The organism is Idiomarina seosinensis, assembly GCF_003987275.1.
Lineage (GTDB): Bacteria > Pseudomonadota > Gammaproteobacteria > Enterobacterales > Alteromonadaceae > Idiomarina > Idiomarina seosinensis.
This window is the reverse complement of the sequence record NZ_PIQF01000001.1, coordinates 290,997-307,538: the sequence shown is the minus strand read 5'-3', so window position 1 is coordinate 307,538 and position 16,542 is coordinate 290,997. Positions and strand designations below refer to the sequence as shown.

14 protein-coding genes and 4 tRNA genes are annotated in these 16,542 nt (G+C 48.0%); 5 read left to right on the top strand and 13 right to left on the bottom strand.

All coding sequences use genetic code 11. The annotated features are described in order from the left end of the window. Nucleotides 1-12: 12 nt before the first annotated feature. The 4 genes from CWI81_RS01375 to CWI81_RS01360 are packed head-to-tail and all read left to right on the top strand — an operon-like array spanning nucleotide 13 to nucleotide 5,032. Entirely contained in the window at nucleotides 13-480 is a 468-nt protein-coding gene (locus CWI81_RS01375) for a DUF4381 domain-containing protein (protein WP_126783448.1), read from the top strand. Further along, entirely contained in the window at nucleotides 473-1,459 is a 987-nt protein-coding gene (locus tag CWI81_RS01370) for a vWA domain-containing protein (protein WP_126783447.1), read from the top strand. Before CWI81_RS01375 ends, CWI81_RS01370 begins: the two co-directional genes overlap by 8 nt. Continuing rightward, nucleotides 1,452-3,293: a VWA domain-containing protein gene (locus CWI81_RS01365; RefSeq protein WP_126783446.1), complete on the top strand. Its 1,842-nt coding sequence runs from the start codon at nucleotides 1,452-1,454 to the stop codon at nucleotides 3,291-3,293. Before CWI81_RS01370 ends, CWI81_RS01365 begins: the two co-directional genes overlap by 8 nt. Beyond that, complete coding sequence (locus CWI81_RS01360; RefSeq protein WP_126783445.1) at nucleotides 3,287-5,032, top strand: BatD family protein; 1,746 nt, start codon at nucleotides 3,287-3,289, stop codon at nucleotides 5,030-5,032. Before CWI81_RS01365 ends, CWI81_RS01360 begins: the two co-directional genes overlap by 7 nt. Nucleotides 5,033-5,116: 84 nt before the next feature. Here the strand turns inward: CWI81_RS01360 and CWI81_RS01355 are convergent, their stop codons facing one another. The 11 genes from CWI81_RS01355 to CWI81_RS01305 form a co-directional block, all read right to left on the bottom strand. Continuing rightward, nucleotides 5,117-6,973, bottom strand: a complete 1,857-nt coding sequence (locus tag CWI81_RS01355) for a SurA N-terminal domain-containing protein (protein WP_126783444.1) — start codon at nucleotides 6,971-6,973, stop codon at nucleotides 5,117-5,119. A 153-nt stretch (nucleotides 6,974-7,126) separates the two neighbouring features. Continuing rightward, a complete protein-coding gene (gene hupB, locus CWI81_RS01350) occupies nucleotides 7,127-7,423 on the bottom strand; it encodes a nucleoid-associated protein HU-beta (protein ID WP_276567839.1) in 297 nt (98 codons plus the stop codon). Between the two features lie 282 nt (nucleotides 7,424-7,705). Next, on the bottom strand, nucleotides 7,706-10,042 hold the full coding sequence (lon, locus tag CWI81_RS01345; RefSeq protein WP_126783442.1) for an endopeptidase La: 2,337 nt from the start codon (nucleotides 10,040-10,042) through the stop codon (nucleotides 7,706-7,708). Nucleotides 10,043-10,163: 121 nt separating this feature from the next. Then, a complete protein-coding gene (clpX, locus tag CWI81_RS01340; protein ID WP_126783441.1) occupies nucleotides 10,164-11,441 on the bottom strand; it encodes an ATP-dependent protease ATP-binding subunit ClpX in 1,278 nt (425 codons plus the stop codon). A gap of 12 nt (nucleotides 11,442-11,453) precedes the next feature. Next, nucleotides 11,454-12,071, bottom strand: coding sequence for an ATP-dependent Clp endopeptidase proteolytic subunit ClpP (clpP, locus tag CWI81_RS01335; protein ID WP_126783440.1), 618 nt, complete (start codon nucleotides 12,069-12,071; stop codon nucleotides 11,454-11,456). Nucleotides 12,072-12,167: 96 nt separating this feature from the next. Next, a complete protein-coding gene (gene tig, locus CWI81_RS01330) occupies nucleotides 12,168-13,466 on the bottom strand; it encodes a trigger factor (RefSeq protein ID WP_126783439.1) in 1,299 nt (432 codons plus the stop codon). A gap of 212 nt (nucleotides 13,467-13,678) precedes the next feature. After that, nucleotides 13,679-13,906, bottom strand: a complete 228-nt coding sequence (locus tag CWI81_RS01325) for a hypothetical protein (protein WP_126783438.1) — start codon at nucleotides 13,904-13,906, stop codon at nucleotides 13,679-13,681. 90 nt (nucleotides 13,907-13,996) lie between these two features. Then, nucleotides 13,997-14,073, bottom strand: a tRNA-Pro gene (locus CWI81_RS01320). 34 nt (nucleotides 14,074-14,107) lie between these two features. Beyond that, nucleotides 14,108-14,183 (bottom strand) — tRNA-His (locus CWI81_RS01315). Between the two features lie 30 nt (nucleotides 14,184-14,213). Continuing rightward, nucleotides 14,214-14,290, bottom strand: a tRNA-Arg gene (locus CWI81_RS01310). Nucleotides 14,291-14,327: 37 nt separating this feature from the next. Further along, nucleotides 14,328-14,404 (bottom strand) — tRNA-Pro (locus CWI81_RS01305). Between the two features lie 235 nt (nucleotides 14,405-14,639). On the opposite strand from CWI81_RS01305, the gene folD reads away from it, so the two are divergent. Then, entirely contained in the window at nucleotides 14,640-15,494 is an 855-nt protein-coding gene (gene folD, locus CWI81_RS01300; protein ID WP_126783437.1) for a bifunctional methylenetetrahydrofolate dehydrogenase/methenyltetrahydrofolate cyclohydrolase FolD, read from the top strand. On the opposite strand, the gene CWI81_RS01295 is transcribed toward folD, so the two are convergent. Continuing rightward, complete coding sequence (locus CWI81_RS01295; protein ID WP_126783436.1) at nucleotides 15,491-16,150, bottom strand: TadE/TadG family type IV pilus assembly protein; 660 nt, start codon at nucleotides 16,148-16,150, stop codon at nucleotides 15,491-15,493. The two genes, folD and CWI81_RS01295, sit on opposite strands and share 4 nt — an antisense overlap. After that, nucleotides 16,137-16,541, bottom strand: a complete 405-nt coding sequence (locus CWI81_RS01290) for a hypothetical protein (protein WP_126783435.1) — start codon at nucleotides 16,539-16,541, stop codon at nucleotides 16,137-16,139. The genes CWI81_RS01295 and CWI81_RS01290 overlap by 14 nt, the downstream gene beginning before the upstream one ends. Between the last annotated feature and the right edge of the window lies 1 nt (nucleotide 16,542).

The following is a 16,542-nucleotide window of genomic DNA, read 5'->3' as shown; positions in this document are numbered from 1 at the left end:
GGAACCGAGTGAATGCAGCAAGCTTCTTTGCAACAACTAAACGACATAGTCGAGCCCCAGAGCGCCAGTTGGTGGCCTCCTGCCTGGCCGTTAATCATTATTGCTGTCGTCACGCTTATTGCTCTATTACTAACCGCAATAGCAGTTTGGCGGCACTATCGGTCAACACGCCCGCAACGCATCGCACTGAGCTATCTAAACGCGCTACAGCGCCCGTCTGCCAGTGATATTACGTTATTATGCAAACAAGTGGCGTTGGCCTACTATTCGCGACAAACAGTTGCCTCTTTAAATGGCGAGCAATGGCTGCGCTTCCTTGGTGCTGATCAACAACCACAGTTTCAGTCGTTGTTGCAGCACAGTAACGAATTACTTTATAAACCGGTAAACACTGAACTGATCCAGCAATATCAGCAACTTGCAGACAGCTGGATTCGACAAGCTCATAAGCAAGCAAAACAGGAGCAGCGCCATGTTTGAGTTCGCCTGGCCCTGGATGTTCCTGCTCATACCGTTGCCCTGGTTGATACGTTATTTTCTGCCAGCAACAAGCCAACCGCTGAGTGCCATCCGAATTCCGGCTCTTAACGGTTTAGACAATGCTCAGCAAAGCATGCGTGCCAAACCCCTGATGTGGTTGCTCCTCGCACTTTGCTGGCTGGCAGTTATTGGTACCGTTGCCCGGCCACAGTGGCTAGGTGAACCATTGCCCGTGCGCTCAGAAGGACGCGAAATTATGCTGGCCGTCGACTTATCCGGCAGCATGGAAATCGCTGATATGCAGCTTAACGGTAAAAGTGTTGACCGCTTAACCATGGTAAAATCGGTATTAGGTGATTTTATCAGTCGTCGCGAGGGCGACCGGCTCGGTTTGATTCTGTTTGCCGACACCGCCTTTTTACAAACCCCTATGACTTACGACCGCGACACCGTCCAGCAGATGCTTAATGAATCGGTGTTAGGCTTGGTTGGCGAGCGTACAGCTATTGGCGATGCGATCGCACTTGCGGTTAAACGCTTTCGCGGTAAAGAAGAAACTAATCGGGTACTGGTACTGCTCACCGACGGACAAAATACGGCCGGTAATTTAACACCTGATCAAGCACTTGAATTAGCTGACGCCTATGACGTTCGAATTTACCCAATTGCAGTCGGTGCAGAAGAAGTGGTTGTCGATAGCTTTTTTGGTCAGCGACGGGTTAATCCAAGTCGTGATTTAGATGTTCCATTAATGCAGCGTATTGCAGAGACCACTGACGGTCGCTACTTTCGTGCCCGCAGTACTCAGGAATTGGAAGACATTTATCAGCTGCTGGATGAGTTGGAACCTATTGCCGGTTCGCCTCAGCAACTTAGGCCTCGTCAAGCACTCTATTTCTGGCCTCTGTCAGCAGCGTTGCTACTGATGGTGATGATCGCCCTATTCCATTATCGTCCCTGGAGGCAGCGAAATGGCTGATTTTCATTTTCTCCGCCCATGGTGGTTATTAGCGCTACTTCCTTTAGCTTTATTTTATTGGCGACTATTGGTTGTGCAAAAAACTCAGTCGGGTTGGCACCAGTGGTTACCCCAACATTTGTCTCAAGTATTGGTCAACTCAGCAGGCAGCAAAACAAGCTGGTCAGCACATCGGCTTGGCCTTTTTTGGTTGGTCAGTTCGGTTGCCCTGGCTGGACCTACCTGGGAGCGGCTACCTCAGCCGGTCTATCAACTAGAAACCGGACAAGTGGTGATAATGGATATGTCACCATCAATGTTAGCCACTGATATCGAGCCAGACCGGCTTACTCAACAACAGTTTAAAGCGATGGATCTAGTTAAGTCGGGTCTCGACGGCGACACGGGCTTGGTTGCCTATGCCGGCGACGCGTTTACTATTAGTCCGCTCACGGCGGACAATAATAATTTGCTAAACCTGATACCTTCTTTATCTCCTGGCATCATGCCAGTGGCGGGCAGTGAGCCACTGCGAGCACTAAAACTGGCTGACGAACTGCTCTCCAATGCCGGTTATGCCGAGGGTGACATTTACTGGTTAACAGACGGCATTGATAGCAGCGAGCTCAATAGCTTAAGTAATTATCTACGCAAACAGCCCCATCGCGTTTCTGTGCTGGGTATTGGCACTACCGAGGGAGCACCTATTCGCAACGCCGACGGCCAGTTAGTTAAAGACCGGTTCAATCAGGCTGTAATTGCCAAATTAACGCCTTCCCGGCTACAAGATTTGGCTGAGCTAACGGGAGGAGTCTACCAAACCGTGCGTCGCGATAATCAAGATATCAAAGCCTTTATTGCACAACCCCCGCTAACTCGCGAAGGCAAAGACTCAGAGCAACAACAACAGGGTGATCAGTGGCGCGATAACGGTCCTTTCCTGGCCTTATTGTTGGTGCCTTTAATGCTATTCAGTTGGCGTCGGGGTGGTAGTCTCGGGGTATGGCTGCTACTAACTTGGTTACCGCTTTCTTTGTACAGCCCAACCAGCTTCGCTCAGCAGCAGACTAGCAACGACGCTTCTTCATGGTGGTTGAATGTCGAGCAACAAGCTCAACAGTTGTACCAACAAAAGCAGTATCAGACTGCGGCTGAGCTCAGTCAACAGCCATTGAGACGTGGTGCTGCTGAGTATCGCGCTGGTGACTACCAGGCTGCCGCCGATAGTTTTGCGCAAAGTGATAGCCCCGAGGGTTGGTATAACCGCGGCAATGCACTGGCTCAACTCGAGCAATTTGATGCGGCCACAGACGCGTACCAAACTGCGTTGGATAAAAGACCCGATTGGCAGGCAGCTCAGCAAAACCTGGAACTCATGCAGCAGCTACTAGAACAACAAGAACAGCAACAAGGCGAGCAGCAAGAGCAAAACCAAGAGCAGCAGGACGATGGCGAGCAAGGCGAGGACCGTCGTGATCAGTCAGGACAGAGTCAAGGCAATAACCAGGGACAGCAAGACTCTCAGTCCGGTAACTCTGAAGAACAACAGCAGGATGAGTCGCAGGATCAGCAACAAGATAACGAGCAGCAACAACAGGATCAAAAACAGCAGCAAGAAGGCAAGCAACAGCAACCGGAAGCTGGGCAACAACAGCCAGAGTCAGATCAGCGCCGTAATCGACGAGTTCAATTTAATGATGATATTGATCCGGAAAAGGCTCAGCAACTGGAGCAGTGGATGAAGCGGATACCAGACGACCCGAGTATTTTACTGCGTAATAAAATGTTATTAGAGAGCCAACGCCGTAATCAGCGGCGTGCGTCTAAACCGCAAGGAGAAAAGAAAAAATGGTGAGGATAAGCGCCCTGCTCATACTGCTTTTGGGACTCGTGTTTAGTACCTCGGTACGTTCTGAAGTAACAGAAATTGAAGCCACCGTGGACAAAAACCCGGTCATCGCCAACGAGTCCTTTATACTCACTGTTACCTTTAACGATGATGTCGACAATTCGGCATTTGAGCCCCAGCGACTGTTGAATGACTTTATCGTCGGCAGAACATCGGTCAGCCGCCAAACATCTATTCGTAACGGTGAACTGAGCAAATTAACTCGATTCACCACGGTACTCATTGCCGAGCAACCTGGCGACTACGTCATTCCCGCTATCCGCATTAATGATGTCCAATCAAAACCCATCAATATGGAGGTCTTAGCGGCAGGCAGTGATACCAGCGACCGCTCTCAGCAAATTGCGTTTATTGAAACGACCGTCGATAGCAAGCAGGTCTTTTTACAACAGCCTTTAACCTATATTGTTCGCCTCTATTTGGCTGCTGACTTAAATAAGGGCAACCTAATGCCCCCTCAAATGGACAATGCTGATATCCGCCAAATTGGCCAGGACGAAGAGTCCTCAGAAATGATCAATGGTCGGCGCTATAAGGTTTACCAGAGAACATTTCAGATAACACCCAACAAGTCCGGTAATTTTTCTATTGAGGGGGCGCAATTCGAGGGCGAAGTCTACGCCGAGGGCCAGCGTTCTATTTTTTCCTCGTTCTCAAACACGCAACCCGTCAGTACCATTGGTGAAGAAATTCAGTTGCAGGTAAAACCAATACCCAATAACTGGCGTGGTAACTGGCTCCCCAGTGAGCTAGTAACTATCTCCCAAAGCCTAGCGCCTGATCGCGAAAGAATTAAAGTGGGAGAGCCCATAACTGTTACCTACCAACTGACCGCCGTGGGCGTAAAACCAGAGCAGTTACCTGAAATTGAACCTAGTTTCTCTGATTCGATACGAGTTTATCCGGATAATGAAGAAACCAACCAGTTCGTACGCAACGGCGTTACTATTGCGCAAAAAACAACGAGTTTTGCTATCGTTGCCAATAATCCCGGTCAGTTGACTTTGCCTGCCATCGAAATTCCGTGGTTTAACACGAAACGGCAACAACGGGATACGGCGCGCACAGAAGCAGTCACTCTCAACGTTGAGGGGGTGGCTAGCACCCTGGATCAAACAGAGCCTAAACAGCCCAAAGCTGAACCAGCACAACCTGCCAAGGCACCAGAACAGGCAGCAACAGACGAAACTGAAAAAGCGTCGGCATCATCTTTGTCTGAACTTGCCGGTCAACGGGCAATCTGGATATTAGTCGTCCTGCTGCTACTGTCATTAATTGGCAATCTGGCCTTTATCTGGCGCAGAAATAAACCGAAGCCGCTGCACATCGAGCGCCAACAGTCGACACAGCGGTCTTTAACCGGTAGTCAGCAATGGCGTAATTTCCAAAAGGCCTGCGCTGACAATCACGCGCGCAAAGCCGATGAGTTTTTACGCAAGTGGGCACAACAGCACTATGGCAAACGGTTGGTATCGCTAACTGACCTGGCTCGGTGGACCGCAGCCGGTAATCAGCCTGATACCGATTTACAACAGCAATTAAATGGCTTACAGCAAAGCTTATTCAGTGCTTCTAAACCGAAATGGGTGGGTGGTAAAGCCTTATACCAATCGTTGCGAAACGCTCTCGATGACACATCACCTGCAAAGCGTTCGGGCTCACTGCCGAAGCTTTATAAACGCTAGCGAGTGGAAAGCAGCAGTAAAAGTAACCTATAAAAAAAGCGCCTACCCTGGCGCTTTTTTATATCTTTAGCTACTTATTGATGACTAGTTGCTACGAATTATCTCAGCATCTTCTTTTAGTGTATCAATAAAGGCCTGCAGTAACACTTGGGCTTGTCTGTTGTTCAGTTGGTTACGAACCTGCTGCGCTTGCTCACCCAACTCCGCATTACCCTCAGTCACTTTTGTTAAAGCGATAACAGCTGCGTCACCATTCGCTAGTTCGACCGCTTTCAGGTTTGCCTCGTCACTAGCCATTGGTGGCATCTGGAAAAGATTCCTGACAACGCCTCTGGGGTGCTCCTGATTGTTCATCGTTACGCTATCCAGTAGCTTGGCATCGGCCTGACGTTCGGACCACTGTTGTTGCCACTGCTGAGCTTGTTCCAGTGCTAACTGTTGTGCTTTCTCGGTACGCAGCTGCTGTTCAATCTGCGACCGCACCTCAGCTAAATCCTTAGTTCGCTGTGGTTGATGCTCCATTACCCGCACCACTAGTGAGCGGTCATCTGAGGTTTCGATAACATCACTGTTCAAGCGCTCATCGATTAAGCCGTCGGAAAAGATATTATTCAAAATAACATCATCGCTCAATGGCGTAGGCGCCCGGTCACGCGTAAACAGATCGGTTCTACGAACTTGCTCATTAATTGCTTCGGCGGCAGGTTCTAGAGTGTCCGGCTGTTCAAAACTAATCTCTGCTAACTGCTGCTGCAGCTTAAAGTAACGGTCTTCTACCTGCTGCTCGACCAGCTGCTGGCGAACTTCGTCTTTTACCTCGTCAAACGGTGTCACCGTTCCGGCACGCAGATCGGTTAATTTTATGATGTGATAGCCAAAACTGGTTTCAACCAACCCGGTGGTATCACCGACATTTTCGAGTGCAAACGTTGCATCATCGAAAGCTTCATCCATCATCCCCTGCTCTACCCACTCTAAGTCACCGCCTGCTTCAGCGGAGAATGTATCATCAGAGTATTGCTCGGCAACTTCGGCGAAACTCTCGCCGGCTTCAATTTTAGCCAACGCCTCTTGCGCTTTTTGTTCCGCATTTTCAGTTGAATACTCAACCAGTACATGCGAAACGCGTCGCTCTTCTTCGGTTCGATACTGATTCTGACGTTGCTCGTAAAACTCACGAACATCAGCGTCAGTAATATCAACCTCAGACATTAAGTCCGCTTGTGACAACTCCACATACGCCACTTGAATGCGTTCAGGAGATTGAAACGCCTGAGTATTGCTTTGATAGTAGTTTTCGATATCTGCTTCGCTCAGTTCTACTTGATCGACGTAGTCCTGATTGTTAGCGATAAGGTAACCACCTGAACGGGTTTGTTGTTGCAATCGCAGTAGCGCTAATACTTCGGCATCAAGCACAAACTCACTACCCGCTAATGCCTGCAGTAATTGATTGCGAAGCAAATCATCTTGCATCAGATTAGCAAAACTTTCAGGGGTATAGCCTGCGTTACGCAACGCCATTAGGTATGTGTCATTATCGAACTCACCGGCAGTTCGGAACGCCGGAATATCACGGATTTCCTGTTTCACCTGAGCTGACGAAATACGCATGCCGTTATCGCGTGCATATTGCAACAGTAATTGTTGCTCTATTAACTGATTCAGAACATTTCGACGGACCGTTTCCATGTAGCCCGGATCAGAACTAATAGCATCAAACATGTCACCAAACTGTTCCTGCATCCGGCTCCGCTCATTTTCATAAGCCCGGTCATATTCCGTTTGGGTGATTTCCGCACCATTAACTTCTGCTACTGTGGATTCGGCTCCACCAGTTACATAGCTACCGACACCGGCTAACGCAAAGGTCAGTATTATCAGTACCAGAACGGCTTTCGCACCAAAACTCTGCGATCCTTCTCGTATCCGCTCTAACATAATCAGAACTTCCTTCGTGGTTTAATTATCGACGGGACATTATATCTAAACAGGCGTAAAACTCACCCTTTCAACAAAAAAATAACCCGGAGTTTTAAACTCCGGGTTATTAAATGTTCAATATCTAATAAAAAAAGCGCATTAGCGCTCTTATTAGTTTACTGCGTCTTTCAGAGCTTTACCGGCTTTGAATGCAGGTACTTTAGCTGCTGCGATATTAATCGTTTGACCCGTTTGCGGGTTACGACCAGTGCGAGCTGCACGATCACGAACGCTAAAAGTACCAAAACCAACTAGCGCGACTTGGTCGCCTTTCTTCAGTGCTTCGGTTACTGCATCAATCATTGAGTCCAGTGCACGACCAGCAGCAGCTTTTGAAATATCTGCACCCGCCGCGATTTTGTCAATTAGCTGAGACTTATTCACAGTATCATCCCCTTCGATTGTTATTATCAAATTTCCGTGGTTCCATTCGGATTTTTTAAATGGGCCAAAATTGTTATATCAAGCTTAGTTTGAATGTTCAACACCATTCTTTCCGAACTTTTCCTGTCCAGCCGTCTGGCTACAACTAACGCCAGCAATAGCTTTAATTCTTAGGCTACCACAGTGGTTTCGTTTGAAAACCCTTTTTTTTAATTTTTTAACGAAAAAATGCGGCCTACAGGCTAATTTCTTTGCCATAGGCCGCATTGGCTCGTTTTTTGCGGAAAGAGCTATAGCACTTTAGTACTAGTTATCCATAGGGTTCCGTTCTAATGCAACGGCTAGCACTTCATCAATCCACTGTACCGGCTGAATCGTCAGATCCTGCTTAACATTATCAGCAATCTCTTTTAAATCACGTTCATTGTCTTTCGGAATCAAAACATGCTTGATGCCACCGCGATGAGCGGCCAGCAACTTCTCTTTAAGACCACCGATAGCTAATACTTCACCGCGCAAAGTAATTTCGCCAGTCATAGCGACCTCAGACTTAACCGGAATCTTAGTTAACGACGAAACTAACGAGGTCACCATAGCGATACCCGCACTCGGTCCGTCTTTTGGAGTTGCTCCTTCAGGCACATGCACATGAATATCACGTTTTTCATGGAAGTCGTCAGCAATACCTAGTTTATCGGCACGACTGCGAACCACGGTTAAGGCGGTTTGGATAGACTCTTGCATCACGTCGCCCAGGGACCCGGTTGAGGTGATTTTTCCCTTACCAGACACATTCGTCGCTTCTATGGTCAGCAAATCCCCACCGACTTCAGTCCATGCCAGACCAGTAACTTGGCCAATCTGGTTTTCTTCCTCGGCTTTACCATAGTCAAACCGCTGAACGCCCAGGTAGTCGGACAGGTTATCCTGATTCACTTCAACATGCTTTATCGATTTATCCAATAAAATAGTTTTGACTGCTTTACGACATAAGCGAGACAATTCGCGCTCTAAGTTACGTACCCCGGCTTCGCGGGTGTAATAACGGATGATGCCTATAATAGCGTCATCTTTTACAGTAATTTCTTTATTTTTAAGCCCATTACGCTCAATTTGTTTAGGCAATAAATGGCTTTTCGCAATGTTCAGCTTTTCATCTTCTGTGTAACCTGCCAGCCGAATAACTTCCATCCGATCTAATAGTGGTGCTGGAATATTCATGCTGTTAGAGGTTGCTACGAACATCACATCCGACAAATCGTAATCAACTTCTAAGTAGTGATCGTTAAAGTTGATGTTTTGTTCTGGATCCAGCACTTCTAGTAGCGCTGATGCCGGGTCACCACGCATGTCACTGGAGATCTTGTCAATTTCATCCAGCAAAAACAGCGGGTTGCGTACGCCAACTTTTGACATTTTCTGAATCAGCTTACCTGGCATTGAGCCAATGTAGGTACGCCGATGTCCGCGTATCTCAGCTTCGTCACGCACACCACCCAACGCCATGCGTACATATTTACGGCCAGTGGCTCTGGCAATTGATTGCCCTAATGAGGTCTTACCCACACCCGGCGGCCCGACAAGGCATAAAATAGCACCTTTCACTTTGGTCGTACGTTGCTGCACGGCCAGGTATTCAATGATGCGTTCTTTAACTTTTTCCAAACCATAGTGGTCTGCATCAAGAATTTTTTCAGCGTTGGCTAAATCTTTTTTAATCCGTGATTTCTTCTTCCACGGAATTGATACCATCCAGTCGATATAACCACGAACTACCGTAGCTTCGGCCGACATGGGTGACATCATTTTTAATTTCGATAACTCAGCTTCAACCTTTTTACGAGCTTCTGCCGGCATTTGCGCGTCGTCAATTTTGTTCTGTAACTGTTCAAATTCATCGACACCGTCTTCGCCTTCGCCCAGCTCTTTCTGAATCGCCTTCATTTGCTCATTCAGATAATATTCGCGCTGGCTTTTCTCCATTTGCTTCTTAACGCGGCTGCGAATGCGTTTCTCAACTTGCAAAATGTCGATTTCACCTTCCATCAGCGCCATCAAATATTCAACACGCTCACGCACATCGGTGATTTCCAGCACATGCTGCTTGTCAGCCAGCTTTAACGGCATATGCGCGGCCATTGTGTCTGCAAGCCGGTCGCAGTCTTCAATTCCGGACAGCGAGGTTAGTACCTCGGGAGGGATCTTCTTATTTAGCTTTACGTAACCCTCAAACTGATTCATTGCTGAGCGAATCATCACTTCCTGCTCTTTCTCAGGCATTTCTTCAGAGGCTAAATAATGGATCGATGCTTTAAAATAATCGTCATCGTCTTGTAGTTCATCTAACTGTGCACGTTGCTGGCCTTCCACCAACACTTTTACCGTTCCATCCGGCAATTTTAACAGTTGCAATAGCGTTGCTACGGTACCGACCCGATATATGTCATCCTCGTTGGGTTCATCAACCGATGCATCTTTCTGCGCTGCTAGAAATACCTTTTTATCCGCGTCCATTGCCGCTTCTAAACAGCGAATAGACTTTTCGCGCCCGACAAACAGTGGAATCACCATATGCGGGTACACCACGACATCTCGCAACGGCAGAACGGGCATGTGTAATTGTTCTGTTCGTTCTTCGCTCATTAATTTCTCCCGACCTTGGTTATATCTGTTATATGCGGTCTGAACAGCAAAGTTCAATCCTTGGCAGAAAAAAAGGGCCAAAAGGCCCTTTTTTGCATGTTTTTTGGGCTGTTTTGGCGACTTATTCGCCCGAAGCTTGCTTGTCCTTCGCTTGATTGGCATAAATCAAGATAGGGTCTGATTCGCCTGCAATGACAGATTCATCAACAACCACCTTAACCACGCCTTCAATGGACGGCAATTCGTACATCGTGCCCAACAATACGTCTTCAACGATAGAGCGCAGGCCTCTGGCGCCAGTGCGACGCGCCATTGCTTTCTTTGCGATAGCGCGTAGTGCATCTTCACGAAACTCAAGCTCTACGTCTTCCATTTCGAACAATGCTGAATACTGTTTAGTTAACGCATTTTTAGGTGCGCTTAAAATTTCAACCAATGCGTCTTCATCAAGTTCGTCTAATGTTGCCAGGACGGGTAAACGCCCGATGAACTCTGGGATTAAACCATACTTCACCAAATCTTCCGGCTCCACCTTTGATACGATTTTGCCTTCCTCATCCTGGCTTTTGCTCTTAACGTCGGCGCCAAAACCAATACCAGTGCCTGTTGCTAAACGCTGTTCAATAACTTTGCTGAGTCCAGCAAAAGCACCACCACAGACGAACAGGATCTTCGAGGTATCAACCTGCAAAAATTCTTGTTGAGGGTGCTTGCGGCCTCCTTGCGGCGGTACGGATGCAACCGTGCCTTCAATTAGCTTTAGCAACGCTTGCTGAACCCCTTCACCACTAACGTCACGAGTGATCGATGGGTTATCTGATTTACGCGAGATCTTATCTATCTCATCGATATAGACGATACCGCGCTCGGCTTTTTCCACATCGTAATCGCATTTTTGCAACAGTTTTTGAATGATGTTTTCAACATCCTCGCCCACATAACCGGCTTCGGTTAGCGTGGTTGCGTCGGCCATCGTAAAAGGCACATCCAAATAACGGGCCATGGTTTCAGCAAGGAACGTTTTACCAGAGCCGGTTGGGCCTATCAGCAGGATATTACTTTTTCCTAACTCGATGCCGTCGTGGCTTTTGCCTTTATTGCGCAGGCGCTTATAGTGGTTATAAACAGCGACCGAAAGAACCCGTTTTGCACGATCCTGACCAATCACATAGTCATCAAGATTTTCCCGAATCGCTTTAGGAACCGGCAATTTTTCATGGTCGGCTGCCGGCGCGATATCCTGAATTTCTTCTTTCAAAATATCATTACACAGGTCTACGCATTCATCACAGATAAATACAGAAGGACCCGCAATCAGCTTTTTAACCTCATGCTGACTTTTACCGCAAAAGGTGCAATACAACGGCTTCTCGCCTTCACCTTCGGTTTTATCGGTCATGCTTTTCTCCTACTACTCTTCGCCACGCTTATTTAATACACCATCCACCAAACCATATTTAATGGCCTCTTCGGCAGCAAGGAAGTGATCGCGATCGGTATCGCGCGCCACTTTGTCATAATCTTGTCCGGTGTTCTCCGCTAACATACGGTTTAGGCGCTCTTTCAGATCCAAAATCTGTTTCGCATGAATTTCAAAATCCGATGCCTGCCCCTGAAAACCGCCTAACGGCTGATGAATCATCACTCGAGAATTTGGCAAACAATAACGCTTACCTTTAGTGCCCCCGGCTAGCAGGAACGCGCCCATGCTGGCCGCCTGCCCCATACAGACAGTGCTGACGTCGGGCTTAATAAAGCGCATGGTGTCGTAAATAGCCATACCTGCGGTCACAACACCGCCTGGCGAATTGATATAGAGATAAATGTCTTTATCCGGATTGTCCGATTCTAAAAACAGTAACTGGGCGACAATAAGGTTCGCCATGTGGTCTTCTACCTGACCACAACAAAAAATAACCCGCTCTTTCAATAAGCGTGAATAAATATCGTAAGAACGTTCGCCTTTTGAGGTCTGCTCGACCACCATTGGAACGAGTTGTGCCATCGGATCCTGAATATCGCTAGACATTAAATAAATGCTCCTGAAATAAAAATGGCTCGTATGATGTCATACGAGCCATTAAACCAAGCACTGCCGGACTCCGTCAAGGATTCCGTGCGGTTATTACTGCTTAGGGTTCATGATATCGTCAAAGTTCGCTTCTTTATCAATCACCTTGGCTTGCTGCAGAACAAAATCAATTGCCTGTTCTTCAAGAGCCAGGTTACGAACCTGTTGCATCATGTCGTTGTTAGACTTGTAGTAAGTAACAACTTCTTCCGGATCTTCGTATGCTGACGCTGCATTAGCGATGATCTGATCCACTTTTTCGTCGTCAGGTTTCATCTCGTTCTTGCGGATAACTTCGCCCAGCAACAACCCAACTTTTACCCGCTCTTTTGCTTGTTCTTCGAACAGCTCTGCCGGTAAGTCAGGCATTTGCTCAGCATTGCCACCAAAACGCTGCGCCGCTTGTTTACGCAACGCGTCGATTTCTTGATCAACCATTGCTTTTGGCAGGTCAACGTCGTTTTGTTCAACGATGCCTTTCAACACCTGCTCTTTAATTTTACCTTTAACAGCGTTACTCAGTTCGCGTTCCATGTTTTTGCGAACTTCGGTTTTCAACGCTTCAACGCCGCCCTCTTTTACCCCGAACAAGGCAACGAATTCGTCGTCCAGCTCAGGCAGCTCACGTTCTTCTACAGTTTTCGCAGTAACATCAAACTGGGCATCTTTACCCTTAAGGTTCTCTGCGTGGTAATCTTCCGGGAAAGTCACTTCGATAGACTTTTCTTCACCCGCTTTAATGCCTTTGATTTGGTCTTCGAAACCAGGGATCATGCGGCCTTCGCCCAATTCCAGCTGAAAGTCTTCGGCTTTACCGCCTTCGAACTGTTCACCGTCGATAGAACCAACAAAGTCCATAGTAACGCGGTCGCCTTTCTTCGACTTGCGTTTAACTTCTTTCCAGCCCGCGTGTTGCTTACGCAGAGTGTCTAACATGTTGTCGACATCTTCGTCAGTAACTTCAACGGCTGGCTTTTCAATTTCAACTTTATCCAGATTTTTCACTTCGACTTCTGGATAGACTTCGAACGTTGCCGTGAACTCTAAATCTTTGCCCGGTTCATTTACTTTAGGTTCAATCGCCGGAGCGCCTGCTGGGTTTAGGTTTTCCTGCATGACCGCTTCGTAAAACTTGCTCTGCATTACCCCAGAAGCAGCGCGCGAACGAGCTTCACGGCCGAATAGCTTCTGCAGCACGTGTGGAGGAATTTTCCCTTTACGGAAACCATTCACACGGCGGTGGCGGTATTCTTCTTTCAGTAAACGTTTTACTTCGTTATCAATCGTGTCCGCCGGGACCGAAATAGTCACGCGACGTTCTAAACCTTGAGTTGTCTCTACAGAAACCTGCATTGCTTCATTACCTCGGTTTCAATCAATGAATGTCGTTCGCCTTTCGTTTATTTAAAAGTCGGCGTAACAACGGCGTTGACCTTAAAAAATGACGCAGCATTATAGCGAGGTAAGCAACGAGAGTCGAGAGCTAACAGAAGAAATTTCGGAAGTCGGTCGCGTGCCTGACGCGACCTTAATAAAAAACAACGAGGTTTAGCGAAACAGGAGGCTTATGACTCCTGCAGTTTTATAATGAGATTATTGATTTCACCTAATCGATCGGGATGGTCAGCTGCCATGTTTTCCTGATCAGCGACTTCCGTTTCGTATTCGTCGTAACGCCATTGCTTTAGAATGTCTAACTTTTGCTGTTTGCTAAAGTCATCACGGTTAAGCACTTCTTCCGGGGTAGCAAATTTACTTGCTGGGTTACGCATACGGGCTTCAAAATCTGTCATGGCGACCTCCATCTGATTAAACACTATAAATAATAGTCTAGGTTGCTATCAATGGATACGCAAATAAAGGCTTGATTGATCAGTAAGAAATGGTCGGCGATGCAGGATTTGAACCTGCGACCCCTTGGACCCAAACCAAGTGCGCTACCAAACTGCGCTAATCGCCGACAACTATGTTCTTTAACTTGCAGAAAGAGGAAGTGGGGTGGATGATGGGACTTGAACCCACGACAACCGGAATCACAATCCGGGGCTCTACCAACTGAGCTACACCCACCACTGATTGGCTTTCTTTTATGGCGCGTTCTGGCGCACCCGGCAGGATTCGAACCTGCGACCGACGGCTTAGAAGGCCGTTGCTCTATCCAACTGAGCTACGGGCGCATATCGAACATACCTGCAACCGTCCGTTTTGTAAGAATGGTCGGCGATGCAGGATTTGAACCTGCGACCCCTTGGACCCAAACCAAGTGCGCTACCAAACTGCGCTAATCGCCGAAACTCTTATAAAACGTGTGTTGACCCTGAGGGCCGACAACGGGGGCGAATATTACCTGTTGCGGCATAGCTCGTCAAACACTTTTTGCGATTAAACCGCCAACTGGCTACTTTTGCAGCAAGCTGGTGGTTTTTACTGCGGTCAGTGACAAGTCTGGGTAAAAAACGTAAACTAGAGCCCCAAATAAATGCCATATTGCTTGTTAACTCCTCAACTTCTGGGAACCAAAAACAGATGTCCGCACAAATAATTGATGGAAAGGCAATTGCCGCTTCCGTTCGCGAAACTGTTAAGTCACAAATTTCTGAACGCATCAGCAGTGGTCAACGTATGCCCGGGCTGGCAGTCGTGCTAGTCGGTAAAGACCCGGCATCGGAAGTGTATGTTGGTAATAAACGCCGCGCCTGCGAGCAAGTCGGGATTAAATCTTTCGATCATGACTTACCCGCCGATGCCAGCCAGCAGCAATTAGAAACTCTGATCGACCAACTCAATGAAGACCCAACGGTTGACGGCATTTTACTGCAGTTACCATTACCAGCAGGCTTGGATGCAACCCCCATCCTGGAGCGCATCCGCCCGGATAAAGACGTCGATGGTTTCCATCCTTACAATATTGGTCGCCTGGCTCAACGCATTCCAGCACTTCGCCCCTGTACCCCCAAGGGTATCATTACCCTACTGGAGTCGACCAAAGTGGACTTACACGGTTTGAATGCGGTGGTCGTTGGTGCTTCCAATATTGTCGGCCGACCCATGAGTCTGGAATTATTGCTGGCCGGAGCAACCACCACCGTTTGCCACCGTTTTACTAACGATCTGGAAAAACATGTTCGCCGCGCTGATATTCTGGTGGTCGCCGTTGGTAAGCCGGAGTTTATCCCCGGCGACTGGATTAAGCCAGGAGCGATGGTGGTCGATGTTGGTATGAACCGCTTACCCGATGGAAAGTTAACAGGCGATGTCCAGTATCAGCAAGCAGCCGAGCGTGCTGGCTGGATTACCCCCGTGCCTGGCGGCGTGGGCCCAATGACGGTTGCTTCATTGATCGAGAACACCTTACAGGCCTGCGTTGACTATCACGACTAGCGCTGCCGAAAGCCGCTTAACAGCTCATGTTCAGCGGCACTAGTTAGCGCCCACTGCGGTCGCGACGCCAAATTACCGATAAGACATTGCCCGCGGTCGCGGGCAATTAATCCCAAAAATTCAGCAGCGAACGGTATTTGTAAATCAAAACACCATTCCGTGGTGATTTTAAGACGCCGTGCTGCTGCCCACTCCGGATCAGCGTTTTTCGCCAGTCGCGCCTGGTAATGATCAACCGCAATTTCGTTAACAAAGTTGCCAATATCCGGGTCCCACCGGAGTTGCGAAAATTTATCGATATGGACTTGGGTTGGCGTCAGCCGCTTTAATTTTCCGTAATCAGTAAAGTGCAGTCGCTGGCGCGCGATCGCCTGGGATGCCGCAACAACCGGGTTATCCTGACTCAATTGTGGCTTGATACCCGCCATTACCGCGCTTAACGTCATCTCCATTTTTGCTTGCTGGCCGTGATTGATAGCACCTGCCCGCACTGCATATTGCGTCGCAGTATCCAGGGTTTGCTGAGCCCACCACACCAAAAAAAGTTGCAGTACCATACACAGCGCCAGCAGTAACACTGGCCACACAATAATAAATTCGGTTATTGCCTGTGCCCGCTGCCGAGAGATATAACACCAGCCGTTAAGGTTGCTCATAGCCCACCACTTTCACGGTTAACTGTGGGGCTTGCCATAAATAGCCATTAAAATCCTTCATCAGCAATTCAACCGAATTTAGGTTAATGGTGGTATTCATCAACAAAATATTTTGTTGTGCGGTAAATTGCCAGGCGGTCGCGAACGGACTATCGCTGCGCGCGCTGAGCAAGCCATTTGTCACTAATTGCTGCTGTGAATCAGCAAACTGCCCAAACTGTTGGAAATGATTTCGTTGTGCCTGCTGCAGCTGTAAAAGCTGCAGTCGCCAATGCTGAACCTGTTGTAAAAAATGCTGTTGCTGCCAAAGACTCAGCCAGCCACTGGTAAGCGAGGCGGCAATGGCTAGAGCCGCCAGCAGTGACACCCAGCTGTAGCCTTGGTTGGGCATC